This window comes from Aquabacter sp. L1I39, assembly GCF_017742835.1.
Classification (GTDB): Bacteria; Pseudomonadota; Alphaproteobacteria; order Rhizobiales; family Xanthobacteraceae; genus L1I39.
In genome coordinates this window covers 4792736-4814857 of record NZ_CP072392.1, presented here as the reverse complement: position 1 = coordinate 4814857, position 22122 = coordinate 4792736, and the positions used below count along the sequence as shown (strand labels likewise).

At 66.5% G+C, this 22122-nt stretch carries 18 protein-coding genes and 3 tRNA genes; 9 read left to right on the top strand and 12 right to left on the bottom strand.

Annotated elements, in window-relative coordinates; all coding sequences use genetic code 11:
- Window positions 1-5 precede the first annotated feature (5 nt).
- The 3 genes from rpoD to J5J86_RS21795 form a co-directional block, all read right to left on the bottom strand.
- The gene (gene rpoD / locus J5J86_RS21805; RefSeq protein ID WP_209102073.1) at window positions 6-2006 is read right to left on the bottom strand and encodes an RNA polymerase sigma factor RpoD; all 2001 of its coding nucleotides are present in this window, start codon (window positions 2004-2006) and stop codon (window positions 6-8) included.
- A 197-nt stretch (window positions 2007-2203) separates the two neighbouring features.
- Window positions 2204-4123 (bottom strand): DNA primase, encoded by a 1920-nt coding sequence (gene dnaG, locus J5J86_RS21800; RefSeq protein ID WP_209102071.1) that lies wholly within the window; start codon window positions 4121-4123, stop codon window positions 2204-2206.
- Between the two features lie 154 nt (window positions 4124-4277).
- Window positions 4278-4736 (bottom strand): GatB/YqeY domain-containing protein, encoded by a 459-nt coding sequence (locus J5J86_RS21795; RefSeq protein WP_209102069.1) that lies wholly within the window; start codon window positions 4734-4736, stop codon window positions 4278-4280.
- Between the two features lie 376 nt (window positions 4737-5112).
- Between J5J86_RS21795 and carA the strand changes: the two genes are divergently transcribed.
- Window positions 5113-6327 carry a glutamine-hydrolyzing carbamoyl-phosphate synthase small subunit gene (gene carA, locus J5J86_RS21790; RefSeq protein WP_209102067.1) on the top strand — a complete coding sequence of 405 codons (1215 nt, stop codon included), beginning with the start codon at window positions 5113-5115 and terminating at the stop codon, window positions 6325-6327.
- A gap of 122 nt (window positions 6328-6449) precedes the next feature.
- On the opposite strand, the gene J5J86_RS21785 is transcribed toward carA, so the two are convergent.
- Window positions 6450-7139 carry a GntR family transcriptional regulator gene (locus J5J86_RS21785; RefSeq protein WP_209102065.1) on the bottom strand — a complete coding sequence of 230 codons (690 nt, stop codon included), beginning with the start codon at window positions 7137-7139 and terminating at the stop codon, window positions 6450-6452.
- Window positions 7140-7396: 257 nt separating this feature from the next.
- Here J5J86_RS21785 and J5J86_RS21780 point away from each other — a divergent pair, with 257 nt between their 5' ends.
- The 4 genes from J5J86_RS21780 to oxlT (J5J86_RS21765) all read left to right on the top strand — a co-directional run bounded on the left by J5J86_RS21780 (window position 7397) and on the right by oxlT (J5J86_RS21765) (window position 12573).
- Window positions 7397-7867: a CBS domain-containing protein gene (locus J5J86_RS21780; protein WP_209102063.1), complete on the top strand. Its 471-nt coding sequence runs from the start codon at window positions 7397-7399 to the stop codon at window positions 7865-7867.
- Between the two features lie 193 nt (window positions 7868-8060).
- Window positions 8061-9290, top strand: a complete 1230-nt coding sequence (gene frc, locus J5J86_RS21775) for a formyl-CoA transferase (RefSeq protein ID WP_209102055.1) — start codon at window positions 8061-8063, stop codon at window positions 9288-9290.
- A gap of 169 nt (window positions 9291-9459) precedes the next feature.
- The gene (gene oxlT, locus J5J86_RS21770) at window positions 9460-10686 is read left to right on the top strand and encodes an oxalate/formate MFS antiporter (protein WP_247658656.1); all 1227 of its coding nucleotides are present in this window, start codon (window positions 9460-9462) and stop codon (window positions 10684-10686) included.
- Window positions 10687-11265: 579 nt separating this feature from the next.
- Window positions 11266-12573 carry an oxalate/formate MFS antiporter gene (gene oxlT / locus J5J86_RS21765; RefSeq protein ID WP_209102051.1) on the top strand — a complete coding sequence of 436 codons (1308 nt, stop codon included), beginning with the start codon at window positions 11266-11268 and terminating at the stop codon, window positions 12571-12573.
- A gap of 140 nt (window positions 12574-12713) precedes the next feature.
- On the opposite strand, the gene J5J86_RS21760 is transcribed toward oxlT (J5J86_RS21765), so the two are convergent.
- The 7 genes from J5J86_RS21760 to aroA all read right to left on the bottom strand — a co-directional run bounded on the left by J5J86_RS21760 (window position 12714) and on the right by aroA (window position 19785).
- On the bottom strand, window positions 12714-12947 hold the full coding sequence (locus J5J86_RS21760) for a hypothetical protein (protein WP_209102049.1): 234 nt from the start codon (window positions 12945-12947) through the stop codon (window positions 12714-12716).
- Window positions 12948-13100: 153 nt separating this feature from the next.
- Window positions 13101-14753 carry a glucose-6-phosphate isomerase gene (gene pgi, locus J5J86_RS21755; protein ID WP_209102047.1) on the bottom strand — a complete coding sequence of 551 codons (1653 nt, stop codon included), beginning with the start codon at window positions 14751-14753 and terminating at the stop codon, window positions 13101-13103.
- Between the two features lie 12 nt (window positions 14754-14765).
- A complete protein-coding gene (pgl, locus tag J5J86_RS21750; RefSeq protein ID WP_209102045.1) occupies window positions 14766-15473 on the bottom strand; it encodes a 6-phosphogluconolactonase in 708 nt (235 codons plus the stop codon).
- Window positions 15474-15513: 40 nt separating this feature from the next.
- On the bottom strand, window positions 15514-16989 hold the full coding sequence (gene zwf / locus J5J86_RS21745; RefSeq protein ID WP_209102043.1) for a glucose-6-phosphate dehydrogenase: 1476 nt from the start codon (window positions 16987-16989) through the stop codon (window positions 15514-15516).
- Between the two features lie 378 nt (window positions 16990-17367).
- A complete protein-coding gene (gene rpsU / locus J5J86_RS21740; protein ID WP_209102041.1) occupies window positions 17368-17595 on the bottom strand; it encodes a 30S ribosomal protein S21 in 228 nt (75 codons plus the stop codon).
- A 161-nt stretch (window positions 17596-17756) separates the two neighbouring features.
- Window positions 17757-18386, bottom strand: coding sequence for a (d)CMP kinase (gene cmk, locus J5J86_RS21735; protein ID WP_209102039.1), 630 nt, complete (start codon window positions 18384-18386; stop codon window positions 17757-17759).
- Between the two features lie 7 nt (window positions 18387-18393).
- A complete protein-coding gene (gene aroA, locus J5J86_RS21730) occupies window positions 18394-19785 on the bottom strand; it encodes a 3-phosphoshikimate 1-carboxyvinyltransferase (protein ID WP_209102037.1) in 1392 nt (463 codons plus the stop codon).
- Between the two features lie 180 nt (window positions 19786-19965).
- Between aroA and J5J86_RS21725 the strand changes: the two genes are divergently transcribed.
- From J5J86_RS21725 to J5J86_RS21710, 4 genes are all read left to right on the top strand, one after another.
- Entirely contained in the window at window positions 19966-20364 is a 399-nt protein-coding gene (locus J5J86_RS21725; protein WP_209102036.1) for a TIGR02300 family protein, read from the top strand.
- A 128-nt stretch (window positions 20365-20492) separates the two neighbouring features.
- Window positions 20493-20568: transfer RNA gene (locus tag J5J86_RS21720), tRNA-Ala, on the top strand.
- Between the two features lie 101 nt (window positions 20569-20669).
- A tRNA-Ala gene (locus tag J5J86_RS21715) sits at window positions 20670-20745 on the top strand.
- Between the two features lie 101 nt (window positions 20746-20846).
- Window positions 20847-20922: transfer RNA gene (locus tag J5J86_RS21710), tRNA-Ala, on the top strand.
- 156 nt (window positions 20923-21078) lie between these two features.
- Here the strand turns inward: J5J86_RS21710 and J5J86_RS21705 are convergent.
- A complete protein-coding gene (locus tag J5J86_RS21705) occupies window positions 21079-22098 on the bottom strand; it encodes a linear amide C-N hydrolase (protein WP_209102034.1) in 1020 nt (339 codons plus the stop codon).
- Window positions 22099-22122: the final 24 nt, after the last annotated feature.

Here is a 22122-nt window from a genome sequence, read left to right as displayed (position 1 = left end):
CGGGATCAGTTATCCAGGAACGAACGCAACTTGCGCGAGCGGCTGGGATGCTTGAGCTTGCGCAGGGCCTTGGCTTCGATCTGGCGGATACGCTCGCGCGTCACCGAGAATTGCTGGCCCACTTCCTCCAGCGTGTGATCGGTGTTCATGCCGATGCCGAAGCGCATGCGCAGCACGCGCTCCTCGCGGGGGGTGAGGGACGCGAGCACGCGGGTTGTGGTCTCGCGCAGGTTGGACTGGATGGCGGCGTCGATGGGCAGCACCGCATTCTTGTCCTCGATGAAGTCGCCGAGGTGCGAATCTTCCTCGTCGCCGATGGGCGTTTCGAGGGAGATGGGCTCCTTGGCGATCTTCAGGACCTTGCGGACCTTCTCCAGCGGCATGCCCAGCTTCTCGGCCAGCTCTTCCGGGGTCGGCTCGCGGCCAATCTCGTGGAGCATCTGGCGGGAGGTGCGCACGATCTTGTTGATGGTCTCGATCATGTGCACGGGGATGCGGATGGTGCGGGCCTGGTCCGCGATGGACCGGGTGATGGCCTGCCGGATCCACCAGGTGGCATAGGTGGAGAACTTGTAGCCGCGCCGGTACTCGAACTTGTCGACCGCCTTCATGAGGCCGATATTGCCCTCCTGGATCAGGTCCAGGAATTGCAGGCCGCGGTTCGTGTACTTCTTAGCGATGGAGATGACGAGGCGCAGGTTCGCCTCCACCATTTCCTTCTTCGCTTGGCGGGCTTCCTTCTCGCCCTTCTGCACCATCTGGACGATCTTGCGGAACTCAAGGATCTCCAGGCCGGTCTCGGTGGCGAGGTTATGGATGTCGCCGCGCAGGTCCTTGATCATGTCCTTCTCGGACGCGACAAAGCCCTTCCAGCCCTTCGAGCCGAGCTTGGAGACGCGCAGCACCCACTTGGGGTCCAGCTCATAACCCTGATACTGGCGCAGGAAGTCGTCGCGGGTCACGCCATAGCTCTCGGCGAGGCGCAGCAGGCGGCCCTCCAGGCCCACGAGACGCTTGTTGATCTCGTAGAGCTGCTCCACCAGGGCGTCGATGCGCGCCTGGTTGAGGGACAGCGACTTCATGTCGAGGACCAGGTCCTCTTTCAGCTTCTTGGCCTTGCGCTCCTGGGCCGGGGAGAGCGTCTCGTTCTTGAGCTTGGACTCGACGTTCTGGTCCTGCAGGCGGCGCAGCTTCTTGTAATTGTCGGCGATGCGCTCGAAGGTCTCGAGGACCTTGGGCTTGATCTCCGTCTCCATGGCGGCGAGCGACAGGGAGTTTTCCATGTCGTCCTCGTCGCCCTCGGGGGCGGCGCCGTCGCCCAGCAGGCCGTCCTCGCCCGCCTCGGGAGCAAGGGCGGCTTCGCCTTCCAGCGCCGGGGGCGGGTTCTTCCCCTCGGGGCCGGCATAGGTGGCCTCAAGGTCGATGATGTCGCGCAGCAGCACGCGGCCTTCGGCCAGTTCATCACGCCAGATGATGATGGCCTGGAAGGTCAGCGGGCTCTCGCACAGGCCCGCAATCATCGCCTCGCGGCCGGCCTCGATGCGCTTGGCGATGGCGATTTCGCCCTCGCGGGAGAGCAACTCCACCGAGCCCATCTCGCGCAGATACATGCGCACCGGGTCATCCGTGCGCTCGGCCGGCTCGGACTTGGTCTCGGCGCGGGTGATCGCACGGGGCGCGGCCTCGGCGACTTCGCCACCTTCGGCCTCTTCCGGCTCGTCGGCGGTCTCGCCTTCCTCGCCGTGTTCCTCGTCGGCGGCTTCCTCCGCCTCGATCACGTTGATGCCCATGTCGTTGAGCATGGCGAGGGTGTCCTCGATCTGCTCGGAGGTGACCTCCTCGGAGGGCATCACTTCGTTGAGCTGCTCATAGGTGACGTAGCCGCGGCGCTTGGCATTCTTGATCATCTTCCGGACGGCCGCGTCCGAGAGGTCGAGCAACGGCCCGTCGGGGGCGTCGTTCTCCTTCTCCGGAGCGTCGGTCGTCTCGGTGGCCTGCTTCGCCATGGACATCTCCTGCCTGATCGCCGTCTGCCAACGGCGAAACGGCGGCGCGACCAGCCGGCCCGCCGCCTCACTCAACCGCGTGGGGGGCCTCCCTGATAGAGGCCCTCCGTTAAATCAGCCTGAACCGGCCGGCGCGCGAGGCCGCCAATTCCCCCCAGCCTGATGTCCGCCGCCCTCCTGGCTCCGCCCGCAGCGCGTCACCGCGCGGGCGTGCGACCCGAAGATGCGCCGAACCCTTCCACCAGGGCTTCGGTTCCATCCATGGCGGAAAGACGCTCGCGCACGTCCCTCAACCAGGCAAAATTCGCCTCGCTCGGGTCGTCACCCAAGTGGCGTTCCGCTTCTCTCAATTCTCTAGATAGCGCGTAAGCCTTACGATGCAAGGCCGTCCGCTGCTGCCACCAGAGCCTCACGTCCTCTTGTGCGGTATCAGGATATGCTGGCCAGTCCATTTTTGGATTGGCGAGCCCTCTGATCCGCCGGCAGACCGCTTCCAGTTCGGTCGTCCCCTCGGCCGGATGGGCCGCCAGATGGGCGGCAAGGTCGAGGCCGTGCATATGCGCTTCCAGCAGCACGCGGCGCAAGCGATCCGCCTCCCCATGGGCGAATGGCAGCTCTGCGATTTCTTCTCCCATCTCGTCCATCAGCCAGGGATGGTTCAAAAGGCAGAAGAGCAGCAGCGCTTCGTTGCGCGGCAGGCTGGCCCCGGGGCCACGCACCACGGCGGAGCGGGAAAGTTCACCGCCGCCCCGCGGGCTCATCATCTCGCCTGGGCCAGAGGGGCGCCCCTTCTGGCCACCGGGGCCGGGACGGCGACCGGCCGCCCATTGGGTGCGCACGGCGCCGGCGGGCGCCAGCAGGCGGCGCATGCGCTCGCTGAGGTCGGACTTGTAGTGCCGGCGCACGGTCTCGTCGACGATGGCATTCACCACTTCGCCAATGCGCGCCTCCAGCGCCGCCCGGCGCTCGGGCGTATCGAGGTTCACCGCCTCGGTCTCGCGCTGCCAGAGCATGGCGGCCAGGGGCTCGGTGCGAGCGAGCACGTTTTCCATGGCGTCCCGCCCGCCCCGGCGCACGAGGTCGTCCGGGTCCTGGCCATCGGGCAGGGCCCCGAAGGCCAGGCTCTTGCCGGGCTTGATGTGGGGCAAGGCGAGGTCGATGGCCCGATAGGCGGCGCGCCGGCCGGCCTTGTCTCCATCGAAGAGCAAGGTGGGTTCGTCCGCCATGCGCCAGAGCAGTTGCAATTGCTCGTCGGTCAGCGCGGTGCCGAGCGGCGCCACCGCCGCCTCGAAACCCGCCTCCACCATGGCGATCACGTCCACATAGCCTTCCACAGCAACCACACGGGCGCCCTTGTGGGCGGCGGCGCGGGCGGCAAAGCCGTTATAGAGCAGCGAGCCCTTGTGGAAGAGCGGCGTCTCCGGCGAGTTGAGATACTTGGCGGACACGTCCTTTTCGAGCGCCCGGCCGCCAAAGCCCACCGTGCGGCCCTTCAGGTCGGTGATGGGAAAGATCACCCGGTCGCGGAAGCGATCATAGGGCACGGGGATGTCGTCGCCTGCCACCAGGAGGCCGGCTTCCACCATGTCCGAGACCGAGACACCCGCTTTGCCCAGGGCTTCCTTGAGCCCGTAGCGCTCCCCCGGCGCATAGCCAAGGCCGAAGCGCTTCTGGGTGGAGGGGCCGAGCGACCGATCGGAGAGATAGCCGCGCGCCTTCGCCCCGGCGCGGGCCTGGAGCTGCTCGCGGAAATAGGCCTCCGCGAGCGAGAGCACGTCATAAAGGGTCCGCCGGCGCTCTTCCTTGGCCGCCGCCTCGGGCGTGACCTGGGGCAGGGGGAGGCCAGCCATGGAGGCGAGGCGCTCCACCGCCTCGCCGAAAGGCACGCCCTCCGTCTCCATCAGGAAATCGAACACGTCGCCGTGCTTGCCCGAGGAGAAGCAGTGGTAGAAGCCCTTCTGGTCGTTGACGAAGAAGGAGGGGGTCTTCTCGGCATTGAAGGGGGAGAGGCCGGCAAACTCGCGCCCCTGCTTCTTCAGCCTGACTTTGCGGCCCACCACTTCGGAGACCGGCAGGCGGGCGCGGATCTCATCCAGGAAGGAGGGGGGGAAGCGCATTCAGCCCAATCTCGTGCGGCAACGTCTCGCCGCTGGCCCGATCATAACAGTTCGGCCGGTCGCGGGCGACCGGCCGGGTAGGGGCAGGGGGCCTCGGGAGAGGCGGGCGGCCGCGTTTGGGCCGCCATGCCCGCTGTCCCCGCAATTCACAGCCTCAGGAGGCGGTGAGGGCGTCCTTCACCCAGGGCGAGGCCTTGCCGAAGTCGATAGCGCCGGCGTGGCGCTCCTTCAGCACCGCCATGGTGCGGCCCATGTCCTTGATGCCCTTCGCCTCGATCTCGGCCACGACGGCCGCGATCACGGCGCGCGTCTCGGCCTCGTCCAGCTGGCGGGGCAGGAAGTCCTGGATGACGGCGATTTCGGCGCGCTCCTGCTCGGCGAGCTCGGGACGGCCATTCTCCTCATAGATGCGGGCGCTTTCCTCGCGCTGCTTGGCCATCTTGGAGAGCAGCGCGCGAATCTCGTCATCGCCGAGCGGGTCCTTGCCCTGGCCGCGGGCTTCGATGTCCCGGTCCTTTAGCGCGGCATTGACGAGGCGCAGCGTGGACAGGCGTACCTTGTCGCCGGCCTTCATGCTCTCTTTCAAAGCGGTATTGATATCGTCGCGCAGCACGTTGTCCTCGTCTCGTCTGGTCTTGTTGCCTGCCGTCCGCTCGCCGCCCCGCGCGGCCTCCGGATCCGGCCCCCCGCCGACGCTTGCGCGCCGCCCCTTTGCCACATCCCGGGCTTTAACCGCCGGGCATCCGCCATATGGCTGCGGACGGCGCACGATCCATTTCAAGATCGAACCCCTCTCCGCACCCCGACACTGGCTGGCGGACAACACATCCTGACCGGGCTGCTACGCCCCCGTGGCCGGACTTCCGGCTGTCGACTTACCCGCAGCGCGCCGAGCCGGCCGCCTTGCGCGAAGAGCAGCGTTGCAAAATCCGCGCAAAGGCGCGCGCCCCCCTGGATCAGCGACGCGTGAACCCTTATCTAGGCGATCCATGAGCCAGGAACAAGATCACGCCCATGCCCCCGTCGGCAGCGCCGACGGCTGGGTCGAACAGAAGCCGACCGCGCTGCTGGTGCTCGCGGACGGCACCATCCTTGAAGGCTACGGCCTCGGCGCCATCGGCGAAGGGGTAGGTGAGGTGTGCTTCAACACCGCCATCACCGGCTATGAGGAGATCCTGACGGACCCCTCCTATAGCGGCCAGATCATCACCTTCACCTTCCCCCATATCGGCAATGTGGGCACGAACGAGGAGGACATCGAGACGGTGTCCATGGCCTCGGCCTCCGGCGTGCGCGGCGTGGTGCTGCGCGCGCCCGTCACCGATCCGTCCAATTACCGCGCCACCCGCCACTTCGATCAGTGGCTGAAGGCCCGCGGCATTGCCGGCATTTCCGGCATCGACACCCGCGCGCTCACCGCCCTCATCCGTGAGAGCGGCATGCCCAATGCCGTCATCGCCCATGCCCCCGACGGCGTGTTCGACGTTGAGGCCTTGAAGGCCAAGGCCAAGGCCTGGCCGGGGCTGGAGGGCATGGACCTGGTGCCCGGCGTCACCTCCGTCCAGCGCTTCGACTGGGATGAGACCCCTTGGGTCTGGCCCGAGGGCTACGGCCACCAGGACAATGCCAAGTATCACGTGGTCGCCATCGACTATGGCGTGAAGCGCAACATCCTGCGCCTGCTGGCGCGGGCCGGCTGCAAGGTCACGGTGCTGCCCGCCACCGCCACGGCGGAGGAGGTGCTGGCGCTGAAGCCGGACGGCGTCTTCCTGTCAAACGGCCCCGGCGACCCGGCCGCGACCGGCACCTATGCGGTGCCGGTGATTCGCGCGCTGATCGACGAGGCGATTCCTACCTTCGGCATCTGCCTGGGCCACCAGATGATCGGCCTCGCTGTCGGCGGGCGCACGTTGAAGATGCACCAGGGCCACCACGGGGCGAACCACCCCGTGAAGGACTTGACCACCGGCAAGGTGGAGATCACCTCCATGAACCATGGTTTCGCCGTGGACCGGGACAGCCTGCCGGCCAATGCGGTGGAGACTCACGTCTCCCTGTTCGACGGCTCCAATGCGGGCCTCGCACTCTCCGACAAGCCGGTCTTCTCGGTGCAGTACCACCCGGAAGCCAGCCCCGGCCCGCAGGACAGCCACTATCTGTTCGACCGGTTCGTGGACATGATCGCCCGCCACAAGGCGGCCTGAGGCGCGGCGGCGGAGCGGGCTGCAGCCCGAACCGCCGAAGGCTTCCGGGCAACCGGCCATAAAAAACCCCGCCGCGGCGGGGTTTTTTCGTTTCTGCGGTGTGCCTTGGCGCCAGTGCAGGCTTAGTCCAGAAACTCGCCGTGGGCTTCCACATGCTTGGCAAGGCCCAGCGTGTGCTCGCGCACCAAGCGCTCGGCGAGGTCGGCGTCGCGCTTCTCGATGGCTTCCACGATGCGGGCATGGTCTACGACCGAGCGTTGGGCCCGGTGATCCTGTCCGATGGTGACCTTGCGCACGCCGCGCATGTGGGGGAACAGGCTCTCGGTGGTCTCGGCAATCAGCTCGCAGCCGGACATGCGGATGATGGCCTTGTGGAAGGCGAGGTTGGCTTCCGAATATTCGGTGACGAACTCTTCCGGATTGCGGTTGGCGAAGGCGTCCACATTGCGGCGCAACTCGCGAATCTCGGCGTCGGAGGCGCTCTTGCAGGCGAGGCGCGCGGCCATGCTTTCCAGCGCCGCCCACACCGTGATCATCTCCAGGATTTCGCGCTTGGACTTGCGCACCACGAAGATGCCGCGCCGGGGCACCGACCGCACGAAGCCTTCCTGCTCCAGCAGCGTCATGGCTTCGCGGATGGGGGTGCGAGAAACGCCCAGCTTTTCGGAGAGCTGCCGCTCTTCCAGGCGGATCTCTTCCTTGTGGCTGTAGATGTCCATCTCCATGATGGCGGCCTTGAGTGCCTTGTAGGCCTTCATCCGGAAGCTCGAGTCGGTCTCGATCGGCTTCACGTTGATATCCTGGTAGGTCATCACCACCCTTGCCCGGCCACGCTGCGCGCTGCCTGATCCCCTGCCTCCTGCGGAGGCAAAATACAAGATACCTAGATGGCATCGATCCAGTCTTTGGGCAAGTAAGGGGAGCCCTGGCACCGTTGCCAATCTTGATTGGCATCTTGGATCAGGACAGTTCCAAACTCTATTGACAGTGGGTATTCTGAATACCAGCATGTCTCTCCGGGCTCATAAGGCAGGAAAACCGCCGCGGCCCGCGGAGAGGAAACGCGCCAATGACTACTGTTGCGGACATTCTGCGCGAAAAGCGCGACACGCGCATCATCACCATGCGCATGCACGAGACCGTCGCCACTGCCGCCCTCATCATGCAGCGGGAGAACATCTCCTCGGTGGTGGTGCAGGATATCGTAGAAACCGAGGGTGCTACCGTCATCGGGGTGTTCTCGGAACGCGATGTGGCCCGCGCTTTGGTGGAATATGGCCCGGCCACGCCGAGCCTGGCTGTGGCCACCTTCATGAGGCGGGCGCTGGTGTCCTGCGCGCTGGAGGATTCCGTCCTCCTCGTTCTGCGCCGCATGACGGAGCACCAGATCCGCCACCTGCCGGTGATGGATGACCATGCCTTGGTGGGGGTCCTCAGCGCCACCGACCTCATGCGCCACTATCTGCATGAAGCGGAGGCGGAAGCCTGCTCCGCGCTCGCCTCATCTGATCTTTCTGCGGGTCTCCTCGCCTTGCGCTGACGTTTGCGCTGCCGGCGCTCTGCTTCCCATGCGAGCGCCGGTCGAAAGGCCATTGCCGACCGGTTGAAGCAGTGATATGTCTCTGTATCTGGCATACCAAATCCAATAGACGAAATATCACGAGGGCCGTAAGGTCCACACAGCCGGCGTAGATCGGCAGGCATGCTGTAGGGCAGGTTCCAGGGGTAGAGGCATGGGCAAGGCACTCGAAGGTGTGCGCGTGCTCGACATGACGCACGTGCAGTCAGGTCCCTCGGCGACGCAATTGCTCGCCTGGATGGGCGCAGACGTGATCAAGGTCGAGATGCCGCGACGCGGCGACATTACCCGCACGCAGCTGCGCGATAAGTCCAACGTGGACTCGCTTTACTTCACGATGCTGAACGCCAACAAGCGCAGCATCACCCTCAATATCAAGTCGCAGCAGGGGCAGGATGCCCTGGCCCGGCTGGTGGTGGGCTGCGACGTTCTGGTGGAGAATTTCGGGCCCGGCGTGCTGGAGCGGCAGGGCTTCGGCTGGGACCGCATCCAGGCGCTCAACCCCCGGCTGATCTACGCCTCCATCAAGGGCTTCGCCGAGGACGGCGACATCGACGCCAAGGCTTATGAGACCATCGCCCAGGCCATGGGCGGGGCCATGAGCACCACCGGCTGGCGTTCCGGCCCGCCCACCGCCTCCAGTGCCCAGATCGGCGATACCGGCACCGGCATCCATTGCGTCGCCGGCATCCTGGCGGCGCTCTACCAGCGCACGCTGACCGGGCGCGGACAGAAGGTGGAAGTGGCCATGCAGGATTGCGTGGTCAATATGCTGCGGGTGAAGCTGCGCGACCAGCAGCGTCTCGCCGCCGGTCCGCTCACCGAATATCCCGGCGTGCCCGGTGGCGATTGCGTGCCGCGGGCGGGCAATGCCTCCGGTGGCGGCCAGCCCGGCGCGGCCCTGCGCTGCGCACCCGGCGGCGAGAATGACTATTGCTACGTCATCATCCAGCCCCAGGGCTGGGCGCCGCTGATGCGGCTGATCGGCCGGCGCGATCTTATCGAGGACCAGCGCTTCGCCACCCACGAAGCCCGTGCCCAGCGGCTTGATGCCTGCTTTGCCGTCATCGAGGGCTGGACCCGCCACCGCAGCAAGTTCGACGTCATGAAGGCCCTGAAAGCCATCGACGTGCCCTGCGGCCCCATCCTGTCCACCAAGGACATCATGGACGACCGGACGCTCTATGAGCGCGGCTTCCTGGTGGAGGTGCCCCATCCCGAGCGGGGCACCTATGTCACGGTGGCTTCCCCCATCCGCCTGTCGGACAGCGACGTTCCCGTGGAGCGCGCGCCCCTCCTTGGCGAGCATACGGACGAGGTGCTCGCGGCCATCGGCTATGGCCCGGATGACATTGCCAACATGCGCGCCAACGGCGCGGTGTAACGCCAAAACCGCTCTCCAGAGGGACGAGGGAGAGGGCGGATCAAATCTCAAAGATAAGAACAAGACTAATGAATATATGGGGAAGGAAGAAATGGGTTCACATGGTCCTACGGGCACCGCAACCGTGACGGCGAACCGCTGGCTTCAGTTGATTGCCGGCGTCGTTTGCATGGTGGCCGCCGCAAACATCCAATATTCCTGGACGCTCTTCGTTCCGGAAATTCAGAACGCCCATGGCTGGAGCCGCGCCTCCATCCAGATCGCGTTCACCGTCTTCGTGGTGGTGCAGACCTGGCTCACCCCCATCGAGGGCTACTTCATCGACAAATACGGCCCCCGGGCCGTGGTGCTTGTGGGCGGCGTCTTCACCGGCCTGTCCTGGATTGTGAATTCCTATGCCACCTCGCTGACCGGCTTCTACGTGGGCGCGGCCATCGGCGGCATCGGCGTGGGCTGCGTCTATTCCACCTGCGTGAACAGCGCGCTGAAGTGGTTCCCGGACAAGCGCGGCCTTGCGGTCGGCCTCACCGCCGCCGGCTATGGCTCGGGCACGGTTTTGACCATCATGCCCATCGCCAACATGCTGAAGACGTCCGGCTACCAGGAGACCTTCTTCCTGTTCGGCCTCATCCAGGGCGCCATCATCCTGCTCGCCGCCGGCTTCCTGCGCGCGCCGCAGAAGGGTGAAGTGGTCTTCTCCAGCACCGTGGCGCAAAGCCGCCGCGACTACACACTGGGCGAGGCCCTGCGCACCCCGGTCTTCTATGTCATGCTCACCATGTTCATCCTGACCGTCACCGGCGGCCTGATGGCGGTGGCGCAGCTGGGCGTGATTGCCGAGGACCTGGGCGTGAAGAAGGTGGAAGTGAACCTCTACTTCTTCGCCATGGCGGCCCTGCCGTTCGCGCTGATGCTGGACCGCATCCTCAACGGTATCTCCCGCCCGCTGTTTGGTTGGATCTCCGACCATATCGGCCGCGAGAAGACCATGTTCTTCGCCTTCGCTATGGAAGGCATCGGCATTGTCGCGCTTGGGACCTTCGGTCACAATCCCTGGGCGTTCATTATCCTGTCCGGTATCGTCTTCCTGGCCTGGGGCGAAGTCTACTCGCTGTTCTCGGCCACGGCCGCCGATACCTTCGGCAGCGCGCATGTGGGCAAGATTTATGGCGTGCTCTACTGCGCCAAGGGTGTTGCCGCGCTTCTTGTTCCTGTCGCGAACCTGATCATGGAAGCGACCGGCTCCTGGGCTACCGTGCTCTATATCGTTGCGGCGATGGATCTGACCGCAGCTTTTTGTGCCCTTTTCGTTCTGCGTCCCCTTCTCGCCCGCCATCACCGGCTCAACGAGGAAGCGGCCGCCCGCGCAACGAGCCAGGCCGCTTTCGGCGCCTGACCAACAAGCCCTCTGCCGCCTTCGGGCGGCCCCTCAAGGCCCCGGCTCTGCCGGGGCCTTTTTTTTGGCCCCACCGGTGCCTGCCCGCGGAGGGGTTGCTGAGCGGTTCAGGATGCGGCGCGCATGTATCCGACGGGCCGTTCAAAGTGAATCTTTAGTGAAATTGGCAAAGTCCCAAACTATAATTCACTGACACATGAGTGAAATCTCAATAAAGCGCCCATCGAATTGGTAATTTTATCAGCAAAAACCACGCTCTATTCAGGCTTTCTCGCGCGCGAAAGCGAGGCGTTTAGCCGTTACATAGCAGTAAATTGCATACGGTATTTGGTATTTTGAATTCACTCTAAGGCCCTCGCCCCTCCCGGGGCCTTTGAGTCGAACCGGCACGCCAAGGCCGGCCTTGCGCCACAACGCGCTCCACCTGTCAGGTCCCCGCGCACGCGCGCGGACCTTCCCGGCGCCAGTCGGGTCTCAACGCCAAACAAGAATGGCGACCGTCACGGGCCGTTCATCGAAGCCGAAGGCGCCTCGCGCCTGACGCCATGACCCCAGTTGACCATAAGGGAAGGGAAGGAAATGCCGGCAGTCGAAACCGCGCGCAGTGGCCCCGTTGGCGGGCGCTGGCTGCAGCTGTTCATCGGCGTCATCTGCATGTCGATGATCGCCAATCTTCAATATGGATGGACGCTGTTCGTAGAACCCATCAATGAGAAGCACCAATGGGGCCGGGCCGCCATCCAGGTGGCCTTCACCATCTTCGTGGTCACCGAGACCTGGCTGGTTCCCATCGAAGGCTGGTTCGTGGACAAGTTCGGTCCGCGCATCGTCGTCTTCATCGGCGGCATCCTGTGCGCCGCCTCCTGGGCGCTGAACTCCATCGCCGACAGCCTGACCCTGCTTTATGTGGCGGCTGCCATCGGCGGCGTGGGCGCGGGCGCGGTCTATGGCACCTGCGTGGGTGCTGCGCTCAAATGGTTCCCCGATCGCCGCGGCCTCGCCGCGGGCATCACCGCCGCTGGCTTCGGCGCCGGCTCGGCGCTCACCATCGTGCCCATCGCAGCCATGATCGCCGCACAGGGCTATCAGCACACCTTCCTGTTCTTCGGCCTCATTCAAGGCGGCGTGGTGCTGGTGCTGTCCTTCCTGCTCCAGGTGCCCAAGCCCGGCCAGCTGCCCAAGGCGCAGAGCACCGCCATCGTGCAGTCCCGGCGCAATTACGGCCCGGTGGAGATGCTCAAGTCCCCGGTCTTCTGGGTCATGTATCTGATGTTCGTGCTGGTGGCCTCCGGCGGCCTGATGGCCACCGCCCAGCTCGGCTCCATCGCCAAGGACTTCAAGATCGCCAACGTGCCGGTGAGCCTGATCGGCATCACCATGCCGGCGCTGACCTTCGCGCTGTCTATTGACCGGGTGCTGAACGGCCTTACCCGCCCCTTCTTCGGCTGGGTGTCGGACAATATCGGTCGCGAGAACACCATGTTCATCGCCTTCGCCCTGGAAGCGGTTGGCGTGCTGGCGCTCGGTCACTTCGGCGCCAATCCGGTGGCTTTCGTGATCCTCACCGGCCTCGTCTTCTTCGCCTGGGGCGAGATCTACTCGCTCTTTCCCGCCACCTGCGGCGATACGTTCGGCTCGAAGTTCGCAACCACCAATGCGGGTTTCCTCTACACCGCCAAGGGCACAGCCTCCCTCGTGGTGCCGTTCGCCAGCATCATGGTCGCCCGTTATGGCAATTGGGACCTGGTGTTCGCCCTGACGGCGGGCGTCAATGCGGTGGCGGCCCTGATGGCCATCTTCGTCCTGAAGCCCATGCGCGCCCGCTTCGTGGCCGAGGCCAAGCGCGATGTGACCTCGCCCGAGGTGATGGAAGCCAGGACGCACTGAACGGGCAGCCGGTCGCCTTCACCGGCATGCCGGCTGATCCCTCAACGCAAACCTCCCGCCGGCCACGACGCGTTTCCGGCCGGCCCACTGGGGGCGGGGTAACCCGCCCCTCTTTCGTTTTGAAGGCGGAAGGCAACAGGTCAGAAGGCGCGGGGGAAGGAAGCCCAAGCAGGATCCTCGTCGGTCTTGCGGCGGTCGCCACCGAAGCCAACCGAAGCCGTCCGCGCGGCAGGGGCATCTTCCAGGGCCAGCGCAACCGGCACGCCGGGTTCGCCGGCAGCCGCCATGACGGCGCGCGGTTCGGCAAACCCCGTCAGGGCGCCGGTGAGGGCCATGCCGACAATACCGAGGGCGGTCAGGTCAAAGGCAGTCATGTCATCCTCCGGAACCCGCTGCGCGGGCGCTCCAAGACGGGGACGTCAAGAGCGCCCCGGTTACGGAGGGCATACTGACCTAATTTTGCGCCTGCGTGGTATACAAAATACGCATGCTGCTTCTGCGATGCTGCATAGCAACACGAGTCACGCCTAGGCGACGCCCCGCAAATGGCCGATCAGACCGCCTGCCGACCCCGTGACGGAGGTGGGGAGGGGGCCGCCTTGCACGGCGCCCAAAAGGTCGGTGGCCATTTCCTTGCCCAGCTCCACGCCCCACTGATCGTAGGCATTGATGCCCCAGACCGCCGCTTCCACGAACACCCTGTGCTCGTAGAGCGCGATGAGGCGGCCCAGCGTGAAGGGATCGAGCTGGCGATAGGCCAGCGTCACGGAAGGCCGGCTGCCGGGGAAGACACGATGCGGCGCCAGCTCGGCCACCCGCTCAGCGCTGAAGCCCCGCTGCGTCAGCTGGGCCTGCGCCTCCGCCAGCGTGCGTCCCCGCAGCAGCGCCTCGGACTGGGCGATGCAATTGGCGATCAGCAGGTTCTGGTGCACCTGGAGGAGCGGTTCATGGCCCTTGGCGGCGATGAGGAATTCCACCGGCACCACGTCCGTGCCCTGGTGGAGCAATTGGAAGAAGGCGTGCTGGGCATTGGTGCCGGGCTCTCCCCACACGATGGGGCCGGTGGGCCGATCGGTAGGCGTGCCGTCCAGCTTCACGCTCTTGCCGTTGCTCTCCATGTCCAATTGCTGGAGATAGGCCGGGAAGCGGGCGAGCCGCTGGTCATAGGGAATGACGGCGCGGCTTGGATAAAGGCACACATTGCGGTGCCAGAGCCCCACGGCCGCCAGCAGGACCGGCAGGTTCGCCTCAAGAGGGGCCTTCCGGAAATGGGCGTCCATGGCGGCGCCGCCGGCCAGGAAGTCCGAGAACCCCTCCGGACCGATGGCGATCATGAGCGGCAGGCCGATGGCGGACCACAGCGAGTAGCGGCCGCCCACCCAGTCCCAGAACCCGAAGGCCCGCTGGGGCGAAATGCCGAAGGCGGCCACCTTGTCCAGCGCCGTTGAGACGGCGGCGAAATGATCGCCCACGGCCCCTTCGCCCAAGGCCTCGACGATCCAGGCCCGCGCCGAGCGGGCATTGGTCATGGTCTCCACCGTGGTGAAGGTCTTGGAGGCGACGATGAAGAGCGTGGTTGCGGGGTTCAGGCCGCGCAGCACGTCGGTCAGGTGCGCGCCATCCACGTTGGAGACGAAATGGCAGCGCGGGCCGTCATGATAGGGGGCGAGCGCCAGCGTCGCCATGGCCGGCCCGAGGTCAGAGCCGCCAATGCCGATATTTACCACGTCGGTAAAGGCGCTCCCCGTTGCGCCCGCCAGCACCCCCGTGCGCACGGCGGTGGCAAAGCCCGCCATGGCCTTGAGGGTGGCGCGCACATCGCCCTTCACGTCCATCCCGTCGAGCAGGACGGGCGTCGCCGTCTCGCGCAGCGCCACATGCAGCACAGCGCGGTCCTCGGTGATGTTGATCCGCTCGCCCGCGAACATGGCGTCCCGCCGTGCTTCCACGCCGGCCGCGCGCATGAGGTCCAGGAGCAAGTCAAGGCTGTCGCGGGTGAGGGCGGTCTTGGAGAAGTCCAGCAGCAGGTCGTCGCACGCCGCCGAGAAGGCGTCAAAGCGCGCGCTGTCCGCGAACAGGTCCACCAGGGGTGTGCTCGCCCCCGCTGCCCACGCCTTGGCGAGCGCGGTCCACAAAGCGGGCAGGTCGTCACGGGACAGAGAGGGGGCGGAAGCGGTCATGGCCTGTGTTCCTTACGGACACCAGAAGACATCAAGGGGCCGCGCCGCATGGCGCAGCACCGCGCGAATGGGTAGATCGCCCTCCGGCCCCGCATCGCGGGCCGCGTCCAGCACAGCGCGCTTGCGCTCTCCCTCCACATGAAGGAACAGGGCGCGCGCCGCCAGCAGCGGGGGCAAGGTGAAGGTGATGCGCGGCTCTCCGGCGGCCGCCGCATGGGCCACGCCGAGCTGGGCCGTCCCCTGCGGATCAAGGAGCGCGGGCAAGGCGTCGGCGCCGGGGAAGAAGGAGGCGGTGTGCCCGTCATCCCCCATGCCCAGCACCACCGCCGCGAAAGGCGAGGGAAGTGCGGCCGCCTCGGCCTCCAGGGCGGCAAGGCCCGCCTCGGGGGAGGGGGCGTCGTTATAGAGCGGCAGAAAGCGCGCCGCAGCCGCTGGGCCCTGGAGCAGGTGCCGGCGCACCAGCGCAGCATTGGAGCGATCGGAGGTCTCGGGCACCCAGCGCTCGTCCACGAGCGTGATCACCACATGCGCCCAGTCGAGAGGGGCGCCAGAGAGCGTCTCGAAGAAGCGGGTGGGCGTGCGCCCGCCAGAGACAGCCAGACTTGCCCGCCCGCTCCGCGCCAGCTCCGCCCGCAGCGCGTCGGCCACATGCGCCGCCAAGGCCCGCGCGAGCGCGGTCGGATCCGCATAGGCGGACAGGGAGACGGGCGTGAGCGTCACGCGGCGGGACCTTCCTGAGGGTGGGAGGGAGTATCAAGCCTCATACATCGTCCGCCCAGGTGCGGCCATCCCGTTCGATGAGCGCCACCGCGGCAGATGGCCCCCAGGTGCCCGCCGTATAGGGGCGCGGCAATTCCCGCGAGGCGCGCCAAGCCTCCAGAATCGGGTCGACCCAGCGCCATGCGGCTTCCACCTCGTCGCGGCGCATGAACAGCGTCTGGTTGCCCCGCACCACATCCATGATGAGCCGCTCATAGGCGTCGGGATTGCGCACCCCGAAGGCCTCGGCGAAGCTCATGTCGAGCGGCACATGCTGAAGGCGCATGCCACCGGGGCCGGGGTCCTTGATCATGAGCCAGAGCTTCACGCCCTCGTCCGGCTGCAGGCGGATCACGAGGCGGTTGGCCATGATGGGGCCGGCCTGGCCGTCGAACACCGAATGGGGAATGGGCCGGAAGGCCACCACGATCTCCGACATGCGGCTGGCCAGCCGCTTACCGGTGCGCAAATAGAAAGGCACGCCCGCCCAGCGCCAATTGCCGATCTCGGCCTTCAGCGCCACGAAGGTCTCGGTGGCACTCGGCTCGGTGCCGCCCAATTCTTCCATATAGCCGGGCACCGCCCCGCCGGCGGAGGCACCCGCGCGATACTGGCCGCGCACGGTGAGGGCGGCGACGTTCTGCTCGTTGATGGGTTCGAGCGCCTTCAACACCTTCAGCTTCTCGTCGCGTACCGAATCGGCGTCCATGGAGACCGGCGGCTCCATGGCGACGAGGCACAGCAGCTGGAGCATGTGGTTCTGCACCATGTCCCGCAGCGCGCCCGCCGTGTCGTAATAGCCCGCGCGGCCGGCGGTGCCGACGCTCTCGGCCACCGTGATCTGCACATGGTCGATATGGGCGTGGTTCCAGATGGGCTCGAACAGGGCATTGGCGAAGCGCAGCGCCATCAGGTTCTGCACCGTCTCCTTGCCGAGATAATGGTCGATGCGGAACACCGCCTCTTCGGGGAAGACCCGGCCCACCGCCTCGTTCACCGCGCGGGCGGAGGCCAGATTCTTGCCCACCGGCTTTTCCACCACCACCCTGGTCTTGGGCGTGACGAGGCCATGGGCGCCGATGCGGGCGCAGATATCGTCGAACAGGTCCGGCCCGACCGCGAGATAGAAGACGCGGATCTTGTCGGGGGCCGAGGCGAGCCGGGTCTCCAGTTCGTGCCAGCCGAGGTCGGACTTGGCGTCCACCTCCACATATTGCAGGCGCTCAAGGAAACGGGTGATGGCAGCCTCATCGGGCCGGCCATGCTCGCCGCTCTCGATGGCGTCGCGGGCGAAGGCGCGGAACTCGGCATCCTCCATGGCGCGCCGGGAGACGCCGATGATGCGGGCATCATCGGGCAATTGCCCAGCGAGATCCCGCTCAAACAAAGCCGGGAGCAGCTTGCGCTTGGCGAGGTCGCCCGTGGCACCGAACACGACGATGTCGAAGGGGTCCACCGTGATCACCCGCGCAGCCATTCCTGTCCTCCGGTTCGACGGCGGGGGCCGTCGCTCTTGGAGACGAACGCGGGTTCCTGCGAACGGGTTCGCGGTCCCTCGTCTCATCCGCCGGGGCGCCACGGGCCAAATCGATTCGATCCGCCACCCTTGGACCCCACTCTTCCCTTCTAGCAAATCCTTCACGGCAGTGGTGCGACCGATGCGGGAAAAGGCTTAACGCCGGCCTTGAGGATCGAACGCCGAACCGGCCGAAGAGAGCCGGGCCCTCCAATGCAAAAACGGCCCGCGCGCCTCAGCGTACGAACCGTTTTCACTCAATCGGACGGACGATGTCGAAGGCGCCCGAACCCGTCGTCTCCAGCGCAAGGCCGAGGCGGGTTCAGCCGCGCGGACCGCTCAGCGGGCGCGGGGCTTGGAGGGCAGGAGGCCTTCGCGCTGGGCGCGCTTGCGGGCGAGCTTGCGGGCGCGACGGATGGCCTCGGCCTCCTCGCGGGCACGCTTCTCGGACGGCTTCTCGTAATGTCCACGCAGCTTCATCTCGCGGAAGATCCCCTCGCGCTGCATCTTCTTCTTGAGCGCCTTGAGGGCCTGATCAACATTGTTGTCGCGGACGAGAACTTGCACGTGATGCCTCTTCGAGCTGTTGCGCCGATCCGAATTCGAACCTGGAAAGAAACTGTGTCGGACGATGCAGGCGGCCAGCGGCCGACCGTCGAGTCGTCCAGAGGAGCGCTCACTTATCAGAAGTCCGGGGGGCTGTCCACACCGCCATAACCTTTGCTGGCTCAGGGGTGGCGGGAGGTGGCGGAGTCCACCAGAGCAAGCGCCGCAGCAAAGGCCTCTTCGATGCCAAGCTGGGTGGTATCCAGCAGCGCCGCATCCTCGGCCATGGCCAGTGGCGCCGAGGCGCGGCCGGAATCGCGGGCATCCCGAATGCGGATGTCTGCGAGCACGTCCTCGAAGCGGGCAGGCTCGCCCCGACCGATCAATTCCTTGTAACGGCGCTCCGCCCGCACCTCGGGGCTGGCCGTCACGAAGAGCTTGGCCGGCGCGTCCGGGCAGATGACGGTGCCGATGTCGCGCCCGTCCAGGACCGCGCCGCCCGGCTGCGCGGCGAACCGGCGCTGGAGGTCGAGCAGGGCCGCCCGCACGCCGGGCCGCGCCGCCACAACGGATGCTGCTTCGCCGATGGCGGCGGTGCGCAGCGCCTCGGGGTCGAGGGTCCTCACGTCAAGGTCCTCGGCCACGGCCACGCTGGCCGCCTCGTCGCCCAGCCGCCCGTCGGCCAGGCATTGCGCTCCCACGGCCCGGTAGAGCAGGCCCGTGTCCAGATGGGGCAGGCCGAAATGGGCGGCGAGCCGCCGGGCCAGCGTGCCCTTGCCGGAGGCGGCGGGGCCGTCAATGGCGATGATCATGCTGCTCTCACCGGATCACGGCGCCAAGGCCCGCCATCATGGGCATGAAGGTGGGGAAGGAGGTGGCGATGAAGGTCACGTCGTCCACGCTGACGCCCCGGTCGCTGGCAAGGCCCATCACCAGGAAGGACATGGCGATGCGGTGATCCATGTGGGTGGCCACCGGACCGCCGCCAGCGACCCGCCCGGTGCCATGGACCGCGAGGTCGTCGCCGCGCACGTCATGGGCCACATGGCAGGCGGCCAAGCCGTCGGCGACGGCGGCGAGGCGGTCGCTCTCCTTCACCCGCAATTCGGACAGGCCACGCATGAGGGTGGTGCCCTCGCCGAAGGCGGCGGCCACCGCCAGCACGGGATATTCGTCGATCATGGAGGGCGCCCGCTCTGGGGGCACCTCGACGCCGCGCAGATGGGAATGGCGCACACGCAGGTCAGCCACCGTCTCGCCCCCCTCGGTGCGTTCGGCCACCGTCTCGATGGCGGCGCCCATTTCCTTCAGCGTGGTGATGAGGCCGATCCGCAGCGGATTCATCATCACGTCGCGGATCAATACGTCAGAGCCCGGCACGATCACCGCCGCCACGATGGGGAAGGCGGCAGAGGAGGGGTCGGACGGCACCAGCACGGGCGCCGCCTTCAGCTCTGGGCGCCCCTTCAGCGTGATACGGCGGCCATGGGCACCTTCGGGCACCACCTGAACATCGGCGCCGAAATGGGTGAGCATGCGCTCGGTGTGGTCGCGGGTGGCTTCCTTCTCGATCACCACCGTCTCGCCGGCGGCGGCAAGGCCGGCCAGCAGCACGGCGGATTTCACCTGGGCCGAGGGGACGGGGGTCTCATAGGTGAAGGCGGAGAGGTCGCAGAGGCCCTGGAGGCGCAGCGGCAGGCGCTCGCCCTCGGCGGAGCTGACCAACGCTACGCCCATGGCGCGCAGCGGATCGAGCACCCGCTTCATGGGCCGGCGGCGCAAGCTGGCATCGCCGTCGAAGGTAGCGGCAATGGGATTGCCGGCCACCGCGCCCATCATGAGGCGCGCGCCGGTGCCGGAATTGCCGAAGTCCAGCGGCTCGGCCGGGGCCTTGAAGCCGCCGACGCCGACGCCCTCCACCCGCCATTCCCCCTCGCCCAGGCGCTCCACGGTCGCGCCCAGCGCGGCACAGACCTTGGCGGTGTTGAGCACGTCCTCGCCTTCCAGCAAGCCGGAAATGCGGGTCTCGCCATGCGCCAGGGCGCCGAAGATGAGGGCGCGATGGGAGACCGACTTGTCGCCGGGCACGCGCACGCTGCCCTTCAGCCCCTGGGAGGGCAGGGCGGTGGCGGGCCGGGGGGCAGCGCCATGGCCGTGGCCGGCCTGCGGGGCCGAGGAGGGTTCCTGGACAGGGGAACTGTGAGCAGACATGGCGGCTCCCGCATTTTTTGAGCCGGCGCGGCATCGCGCGCGGCCGTTTCAGGTCGTTGGGGCGCCCTCTAGCATGCCGCCGCTGCTGCTGGCCATCCGCCCCTCTGCGATTCCGCCTTGACATGGGCAGGCGCATTCGCCAATGGAGGCCCCTCGATTTTGGAGGCCAAGGATATCGCTGTGGCGAAGCCAGAACTCGGCACCAAGCGTGTCTGTCCGATCACAGGCCGCAAGTTTTACGACTTGAACAAGGACCCGGTGGTCTCTCCCTATACGGGCGAGTCCTATCCCCGGTCCTATTTCGAGCCTGTCGCCCGCGGGGCGACCCGTGGGGAAGCCCGCGCGGCCGCCGTCGAAGAGGATAGTGAGGACGTTGCGGACGTCGAGGTCATCAGCCTCGAGGAAGCCGACGCGGAATCCACCACCGCCAAGACGCCGGCTGCGGCCGACGACATTGATGTGGACGAGGACATCGTTGCCGATGGCGACGACGACACGTTCCTGGAAGAGGATGAGGATGATGGGGACGACGTCTCCGACCTCATCGGCGAGGGCCTCGAGGACGACGAAGAGGCTTGATAGGTTCGGCGGCCTGTGCTTTAAGGCCGCTCTCGCTCGGCGGACATGAGTCGCCGGGCACCCTGCCGCAGGTCTTCCCGACGCTATTTTCCCGGTTCCGGGAGAAAAAGCGCAGCCTGCGGTCCGGTGGGGCCATAGCTCAGTTGGGAGAGCGCTTGAATGGCATTCAAGAGGTCGGCGGTTCGATTCCGCCTGGCTCCACCACTTTTCTGTCCCAACGCGCGGACGGGGCGCATGTGCCGATGGGCACGCTGTCCCGACTGACGCGGCAGTTCCAACGGGTCCGCAAGGGTCCGTGGCCCGGTGGGGTCATAGCTCAGTTGGGAGAGCGCTTGAATGGCATTCAAGAGGTCGGCGGTTCGATTCCGCCTGGCTCCACCACTTTTCTGTCCCAACGCGCGGACGGGGCGCATGTGCCGATGGGCACGCTGTCCCGACTGACGCGGCAGTTCCAACGGGTCCGCAAGGGTCCGTGGCCCGGTGGGGTCATAGCTCAGTTGGGAGAGCGCTTGAATGGCATTCAAGAGGTCGGCGGTTCGATTCCGCCTGGCTCCACCACTTCTCCTCCCTCACTTCTCCTCCCTCGCCTGGAAGACAGGTCGCACCGGCCCTGAGGGGCCAGAGCGGTGCCCATGCGTGCCTCATTGCTGAACGGCCGCGCCTGTGCGCGGCCGTCTTGCTTTGGGGCCAGCCTGGGGGCCGGGGGCGCCGAACTCACGCGGGCGGCGCGGCCGGCATGAAGTGGAGATCGCCGCCAGCCTCGAAATGCTCCGACACCTCGCCGGCGAACACCTGGCCCTCGGCGATGGAGAGTTTCAGCACCGGCGCGCCGGGCTTCAGGTTCAGCTTGTCCAGGCGCACCCAGAAGGCGTTGGGGCGGGTGGCCGAGTCGAAATAATAGACCTTCTCCTTATGGTCGGAGATGGTGCGCCAGATGGTCGATGAGATGTTGGGCTGGTCGGGCGTCGTGATGCCCAGCGGCACACTCACCGACCGCTGCAGGCTCAGCACAGAGGCGAGGGCCTGGCGGGCGAAGGTCTGGCCGGGAACGCCCGCCATGTATTGCGGCTCCGGCTTGCGGGGGATGGCGTCCAGATAGAAGGCGGCGCGGGCGAAGCGGTCGGCGGCGCGGTTGGTGCCCGGCAGGAAGGCCAGGCCGCCGATGGATTTCCAATATTCCACCAAAGCCAGTTGCTGGTCATAGGTGGGCGAATTGGTCATGACCGTATAGGCGCGGCCATGATGGATGACGAGCTTGCCGCCGACATATTCCAGGATGGCCGAATCGCCCGTGGCGTCCGAAAGGGCGAGGTGAAGCGTCGTCTGCACGCCGTTGGGCAGCGGCGGGGCGAGGAGGTTGAAGGTCTCGCGCTTGAGTTCCTCCACCGCCTCGGCGACGGTGGCGAAGCTGTCGAGGACATATTGCGCCCACAGCGAGATGGACAGGAAGGGCCGCCCGGCCACGGGTGCGGCATATTGGGATTCCACCAGATAGAGGGCATTGGCCACGAGACCCGCCTCGTTCATCCCGTCCGGCGTGCCGATGTCATAGCCGGCGGCGATGACGCTGCCATATTTCGATGCCCAGCGCAGGGAATTGGGCCCCGCCGCACCGTCGCGTGTGATCCCGGCGGGGAACGCCCACAGATTGGTGCGCATGTCCTCCTTCCAGTCCATGTTGCGTCCGGTGATGACGATGCCCTCGTCGCTGACGAACAGGGTCCTGGTGCACATGGTGCGCTCTCCTAACGTAACCTG